The 6,790-nt window shown below is 69.4% G+C and carries 6 protein-coding genes; 1 reads left to right on the top strand and 5 read right to left on the bottom strand.

Annotated features, from left to right (window positions below; genetic code table 11):
* Positions 1-58: 58 nt before the first annotated feature.
* The 5 genes from BIV24_RS30790 to BIV24_RS30770 form a co-directional block, all read right to left on the bottom strand.
* Positions 59-562, bottom strand: coding sequence for a hypothetical protein (locus tag BIV24_RS30790; RefSeq protein ID WP_071369754.1), 504 nt, complete (start codon positions 560-562; stop codon positions 59-61).
* 202 nt (positions 563-764) lie between these two features.
* The gene (locus BIV24_RS30785) at positions 765-1,244 is read right to left on the bottom strand and encodes a DUF3515 domain-containing protein (RefSeq protein WP_071369753.1); all 480 of its coding nucleotides are present in this window, start codon (positions 1,242-1,244) and stop codon (positions 765-767) included.
* 580 nt (positions 1,245-1,824) lie between these two features.
* Entirely contained in the window at positions 1,825-3,678 is a 1,854-nt protein-coding gene (gene ilvD / locus BIV24_RS30780; protein WP_071369752.1) for a dihydroxy-acid dehydratase, read from the bottom strand.
* A 161-nt stretch (positions 3,679-3,839) separates the two neighbouring features.
* Positions 3,840-4,667 (bottom strand): sugar phosphate isomerase/epimerase family protein, encoded by an 828-nt coding sequence (locus BIV24_RS30775; protein WP_079168674.1) that lies wholly within the window; start codon positions 4,665-4,667, stop codon positions 3,840-3,842.
* A 174-nt stretch (positions 4,668-4,841) separates the two neighbouring features.
* The gene (locus tag BIV24_RS30770; RefSeq protein WP_071369750.1) at positions 4,842-5,774 is read right to left on the bottom strand and encodes a Ppx/GppA family phosphatase; all 933 of its coding nucleotides are present in this window, start codon (positions 5,772-5,774) and stop codon (positions 4,842-4,844) included.
* A gap of 71 nt (positions 5,775-5,845) precedes the next feature.
* Here BIV24_RS30770 and BIV24_RS30765 point away from each other — a divergent pair, with 71 nt between their 5' ends.
* Entirely contained in the window at positions 5,846-6,688 is an 843-nt protein-coding gene (locus BIV24_RS30765) for a DUF3109 family protein (RefSeq protein ID WP_071369749.1), read from the top strand.
* Positions 6,689-6,790 lie beyond the last annotated feature (102 nt).

The raw sequence follows: 6,790 nt of genomic DNA, 5'->3' as shown, positions 1-6,790 counted from the left end.
GCCCCCGCCCCGGGGCGGGGGCAGAAACGGTCAGGTGGTGCACAGCATCAAGCGCTGATCAGGCGGCACCGGCGGTGACGCACTTCTCGGTGAACTTGATCTTGCTGGTGATCTGGGCCGAGCCGCAGGACTTCGTCGACACGTACACGGTCAGCCTGCTGGGCCTCATCTGACCGTACGTGTCCGAGATCCACTTGTTCTTGCCGTAGTTCTTCCAGCGGACCTCACCTTGCGACTTGCTGGTCATCTTCAGCGTCGCCTCAGGGTTCTTCGAGATCTTGATAGAAACACTGATGCCGTGGGCGGTCAGGATGGCGCGGTTCTGCACCCACTGGGCCTTGTCGTGGGCCTTGCCCTTGTACAGCTTGGTCGACGCCTTCCAGTCGCAGGCGTTCACGTATGTGCCACAGTGCCAGGCGTTCACCTGCATCTTGTGGCCGCCCGGGATGCCCCAACTGCCTGAGGACGACGTGGCGTTCGCCGGAGCGGCCGCAAACAGCAGCGCACCGGCAGCCGCCACAGCGGCACCACCGGAGGCCAGACGCGAGAAGGATTTACGCATAACTTCTCCCCGTAGAAGGTGGAAATGCTTCCCTGACCATGCGTTCGACACCATGTTTCGGCACTCGCACGCATGTTCAGTGATTTTCTACGCCTCCTGCCCCACCGGCCGCTATCGCACCTTCGGGCACCCTGCCCTGGAGGGCCACTACGGGAAGGTTCGCCTCCCGCACGCAGCGGAAGGGGAACCCTTGGGCAGAAGCTCAGTTCCCCTTCGCGCACGCCTCGTGCTTCGCCAGCCCCGACACGATTCCGGACAGCTCACCGATGACGGCGTCCTTGTCCTTGATCCGCTCCGACACCGTGATCTCGGCCGCAGGGCTTCGCCCGTACGACAGAACCGTCTTCACCCCGTCGTGGGTCTTCTTCTCGTTCACGACCCAGTCGACCCCCTTCACTGACGAGCACGGAGCCGACTTGGGAACATCCGAGATGTTCCCGCACCGGAGAACGACGTCACCGTCCCCCCATACAGCTGTCCCCTTCTGGTCGGAATCGTTGCGCTTGTACCCCCCCAGCTTCTGCGGCGCCTTGCCCACCAGGCTGGAGCATGCGGCACTGTCACCTCCCGGAGCCCCCGACACGTTGTACGAACGTGTCGAGGTCCCACATGCCGCAAGGGCAGCGGCGCACAAAGCGATCACACCGACCTGCGCCAGACGCCGACCAGAAGTCGTTTCCATCAGCAATTCCCCACCCAGACACTGCAGTTACGGTTCTCTCGGTCACGATCACCTTCTAGGATGCCTTCCGCGCCACTTGAGTTGCGTGATCAGGCGGAAGACGTGCACCGGAACCGGCCTCGGCGCGCCGCGCGGCCCGGGCACCTGTCAGTGCCGGACACGGATGGGGTGGGGGAGCCGTGGTGGAGGGTCACTTGGCGTCCACACTCCGCCGCCGCTGTCGTGAACGGAAAGCGCACCGACGACACCTGCCGGCCCATCAGGCATCTGGCCGGTTCCACCACTTCCTGGATGACCTCGACGGTCGTGCCGGCCTCGCCTTCCGGGCAGTACACGGTCCACTAGTCGTGCTGGAAGAAGCGTGAGGTGCTCACGGCCATGCCGGACGCGGTCACCGACCGGCCCGGCCTGCTGCTCATCGCGGACCCAGCGCTCAGAGCAGGAAGGACGCGACGCCCTCCCCGACTGGCTGCACACCCGCATTCACCACCGCGGACACACCGCGCTGAATGGTCAACCACCCGTCGGCCGCGTCCCCAACTCACTGCGCAAGACGATCGGACGCCCTTCGCGGCACGGCTCAACCCAGCTTCGCCACGTCCCGCACCGCGCCCTTGTCCGCGCTGGTCGCCATCGCGGCGTAGGCACGCAGGGCGGCCGTCACCTTGCGGTCGCGGTTCGCCGGGGCGTAGACGCCGTTCAGGGCGGTGCGGCGGGCGGCCAGTTCCTCGTCGGACACCAGCAGGTCGATCGAGCGGTTCGGGATGTCGATGCGGATGCGGTCGCCGTCCTCGACGAGCGCGATCGTGCCGCCGGATGCCGCCTCCGGGGAGGCGTGGCCGATCGACAGGCCCGAGGTGCCGCCGGAGAAACGGCCGTCGGTGATCAGCGCGCAGGCCTTGCCCAGGCCGCGGCCCTTCAGATACGAGGTCGGGTAGAGCATCTCCTGCATGCCCGGACCGCCCTTGGGGCCCTCGTAGCGGATGACGACGACGTCGCCCTCCTTGACCTGCTTGGTCAGGATCTTCTCGACGGCCTCCTCCTGCGACTCGCAGACCACCGCCGGGCCCTCGAACGTCCAGATCGACTCGTCGACGCCGGCCGTCTTCACCACGCAGCCGTCGGCCGCGAGATTGCCCGTGAGGACCGCCAGTCCGCCGTCCTTGGAGTACGCCTGCTCGGCCGAGCGGATGCAGCCGTTCTCGGCGTCCTCGTCCAGCGCCTCCCAGCGCTCGGACTGGGAGAAGGCCTCGACCGAGCGCACACAGCCGGGCGCCGCGTGCCACAGCTCCACCGCCTGAGCGGACGGGGAGCCGCCGCGGACGTCCCACGTCTTGAGCCAGTCCGCGAGGGACGGGCTGTGGACCGCGTGCACGTCCTCGTTCAGCAGGCCCGCGCGGTGCAGCTCGCCGAGGAGGGCGGGGATGCCGCCGGCGCGGTGCACGTCCTCCATGTAGTACGTGCGGTTCTTCGCGACGTTCGGTGCCACCTTCGCCAGGCAGGGGACCCGGCGCGAGACCTGGTCGATCTCCTCCAGGCCGAAGGGGACGCCCGCCTCCTGCGCCGCCGCCAGCAGATGCAGGATCGTGTTGGTCGAGCCGCCCATCGCGATGTCGAGGGCCATGGCGTTCTCGAAGGCCGCGAAGGTGGCGATGTTGAGCGGCAGGACCGTCTCGTCGTCCTGCTCGTAGTAGCGGCGGGTCAGGTCCATGACCGTGCGGGCCGCGTTCTCGTACAGCGCCCGGCGGGCCGTGTGCGTGGCCAGGACCGAGCCGTTGCCGGGGAGGGAGAGGCCGATCGCCTCGGTCAGGCAGTTCATCGAGTTGGCTGTGAACATGCCGGAACAGGAGCCGCAGGTCGGGCAGGCGTTCTCCTCGATGCGGAGGATGTCCTCGTCGGAGATCTTGTCGTTGACGGCGTCGGAGATCGCGTCGACCAGGTCGAGGGTGCGGACCGTGCCGTCGACCAGCGTGGCGCGGCCGGCCTCCATGGGGCCGCCGGAGACGAAGACCGCCGGGATGTTCAGGCGCAGGGCCGCCATCAGCATGCCCGGGGTGATCTTGTCGCAGTTGGAGATGCAGACCAGGGCGTCGGCGCAGTGGGCCTCGACCATGTACTCCACGCTGTCCGCGATCAGGTCGCGGGAGGGCAGGCTGTAGAGCATGCCTCCGTGGCCCATGGCGATGCCGTCGTCCACCGCGATCGTGTTGAACTCGCGCGGGATGCCGCCGGCCTCCTTGATCGCCTCGCTGACGATCCGGCCGACCGGCTGGAGGTGGGTGTGGCCCGGCACGAACTCCGTGAAGGAGTTGGCGACGGCGATGACCGGCTTCCGTCCGATGTCCGCACCGGGTACACCGGAGGCGCGCATCAGGGCGCGGGCGCCCGCCATGTTGCGGCCGTGGGTGACTGTGCGGGACCTCAGCTCGGGCATCGTCGCTCGCTCCTTCAAAGAGTTCTCAGCTCACGTCGAGCGTACGCGGGTGCTCCACGAAGTGGACGCGAGCGTCCGGAATACGGGACAGATGTCTCGGGCGGCGAGCTCCGGTCCAGGGGCTGTGCCCCCCCTCGGGGATGCGTGACGCACCGCCTCGGTCACCCGCGCGGCACCCGGACGGACGACGACGCCAGGTGGAGCCGCGTGAAGGCGAGGGCCTCCGCGAGGTCGGCCTCGCGCTCCGCGCTGGACATGGCACGGCGGGTGTTGACCTCGACCACGACGTACCCGTCGAAGCCGGTGCGCGCCAGCCGCTCCAGGACCTCGGCACAGGGCTGGCTGCCGCGGCCGGGGACGAGGTGCTCGTCCTTGTTGGAGCCGTTGCCGTCGGCGAGGTGGACGTGGCCGAGGCGGTCGCCCATGCGGTCGAGCATCTGCAGCGCGTCGGCGCGGGCCGTCGCGGTGTGGCTGAGGTCGATCGTGAAGTGCCGGTAGTCGCCGTTCGTGACGTCCCAGTCGGGGGCGTACGCGAGCATCTCGCGGTCCCGGTAGCGCCACGGATACATGTTCTCGACAGCGAACCGCACATCGGTCTCGTTCGCCATGCGCCAGATGCCGTCGACGAAGTCGCGCGCGTACTGGCGCTGCCAGCGGAAGGGCGGATGGACGACGACGGTACCGGCACCCAGCTTCTCGGCGGCCGCACGGGCACGCTGCAGCTTGACCCACGGGTCGGTGGACCAGACGCGCTGGGTGATCAGCAGACAGGGGGCGTGGACGGCCAGGACGGGGATCTGGTGGTAGTCGCTGAGCCGGCGCAGAGCCTCGATGTCCTGGCTGACCGGGTCGGTCCACACCATGAGCTCGACCCCGTCGTACCCGAGCCGCGCCGCGATCTCGAAGGCCGTCGCCGTCGACTCCGGATAGACAGAGGCCGTCGACAGGGCGACCTTCGCATCCGGGATGCGCACCGCTGGTTCTGCCACGAGGGACAGGGTACGGGGTGCCCTGGACGGTTGGGCCGGGAACGATGGACCGGGCGGGCGCGGGCGCGTGTGGAACACGGGACGGCTGGTGGCGCCTGTACGCCGATCGTCGGTCCAGGTCAGGCGCGCGGCCGGTGGGGGCCGGCCGCGCAGTTCCCCTGAGCCCCTTCGGCCCTACTGCGGGCCCATGTGGTCCAGCCGCCGCAGGATCACGCCCTCGCGCAGGGCCCACGGGCAGATCTCCAGCGCCTCCACCCCGAACAGGTCCATGGCGCCCTCCGCGACCAGCGCCCCGGCGAGGAGCTGCCCCGCGCGGCCCGCGGAGACGCCGGGGAGGTCCCCGCGCTCGCCGGTCGTCATCGCGGCCAGCCGCGGCACCCACGACTCCAGCGACTCCCGCTTCAGCTCGCGCTGCACATACAGCCCCTCGGCGGAGCGCGCCGCCCCGGCGAGCCGGGCGAGCTGCTTGAACGTCTTGGAGGTGGCGACGACGTGGTCGGGCGCCCCGAAGCGGCTGAACTCGCCGACCGTGCTCGCGATCCGCGCCCGCACATGACGGCGCAGCGCCTTCACATCGGCCGGGTCCGGCGGATCGCCGGGCAGCCAGCCCGCGGTCAGCCGGCCCGCTCCGAGCGGCAGCGACACGGCCGCGTCGGGTTCCTCGTCCATGCCGTACGCGATCTCCAGCGAGCCGCCGCCGATGTCGAGGAGGAGGAGCTTGCCCGCCGACCAGCCGAACCAGCGGCGGGCCGCGAGGAAGGTCAGCCGCGCCTCCTCCTCACCGGCCAGCACCTGCAGCTGGACGCCGGTGGCGTCCTCGACCCGGGTCAGCACCTCGTCCGCGTTGCTCGCCTCGCGCACCGCGGAGGTGGCGAAGGGCAGCAGGTCCTCGACACCCTTGTCCTCGGCCGCCTGAAGGGCGTCCAGGACGACCGCGACCAGCTGGTCGACCCCCTTGGAGTCGATCGCCCCGCTGTCGTCGAGGAGCTGGGCGAGCCGCAGGTCCGCCTTGTGTGAGTGCGCGGGCAGCGGGCGTGCGCCGGGGTGCGCGTCCACCACCAGCAGATGCACCGTGTTCGAACCCACATCGAGGACACCGAGTCTCATGGGCGGAACGCTACTGCCCGTACGAAGATCTTTATTCCACGGAGTGGCCCCGGGCCACTTACCCTGGAGTCGTGCCAAAGACGAAAAAGGCGAAGACCGGCAAATCCCCCAAGAAGTCGAAGGATTCTTCGCAGGCGAAGCCGGCCGCGAGGGACGTGAGGACGAGCGACGAGAAGGGGCTCGACTTCCCGCGCGCGTGGGTGGAGTTTCCGGATCCGGCCAGCGACGAGCAGGTCTTCCGATGCGATCTGACCTGGCTGACGTCACGCTGGACCTGCATCTTCGGCAGCGGCTGCCAGGGCATCCAGGCGGGCCGCGCCGACGACGGGTGCTGCACGCTGGGGGCGCACTTCTCCGATGAGGACGACGAGAAGCGGGTGGCCGAGCACGTGGGGCGCCTCACGCCGGAACTCTGGCAGAACCATGACGTGGGCATGGAGACCGGCTGGATCGTCGAGGACGACGAGGGATCTCGCCAGACCCGTCCGTACCAGGGCTCGTGCATCTTCCAGAACCGGCCCGGCTTCCCGGGCGGGGCCGGCTGCTCGCTGCACATCCTCGCGCTGCGGGAGGGCCGCGAACCGCTGGAGACCAAGCCGGACGTCTGCTGGCAGCTGCCGATCCGGCGGACCTACGAGTGGATCGACCGGCCCGACGACACCCGGGTCCTCCAGGTGTCGATCGGTGAGTACGACCGCCGGGGCTGGGGGCCGGGCGGCCACGATCTGCACTGGTGGTGCACGTCGGCGACGTCGGCGCACGGCGCGGGCGAGCCGGTGTACGTGTCGTACCGGGCCGAGCTGATCGAGCTGATGGGCAAGTCGGGGTACGACCGCCTGGTCGAGCTGTGCGAGCAGCGACTGGCCTCGCAGTTGCCGCTGGTGGCTCCGCATCCCGCGGATCCGCTGGACTGAACCGTCACCGGCAGCTCTTTCATGACCCGTGTCTGCCGTGCCGGAACCCCCGAGACGGACTCGACGGGTCGCTGTCGGCGGGCGGTGACGTCGCGGGCGGCG

This window comes from Streptomyces colonosanans (assembly GCF_001866645.1).
Lineage (GTDB): Bacteria > Actinomycetota > Actinomycetes > Streptomycetales > Streptomycetaceae > Streptomyces > Streptomyces colonosanans.
Note: the sequence above shows the minus strand (reverse complement) of the source record. Positions and strands in the feature narration are given on the sequence as shown.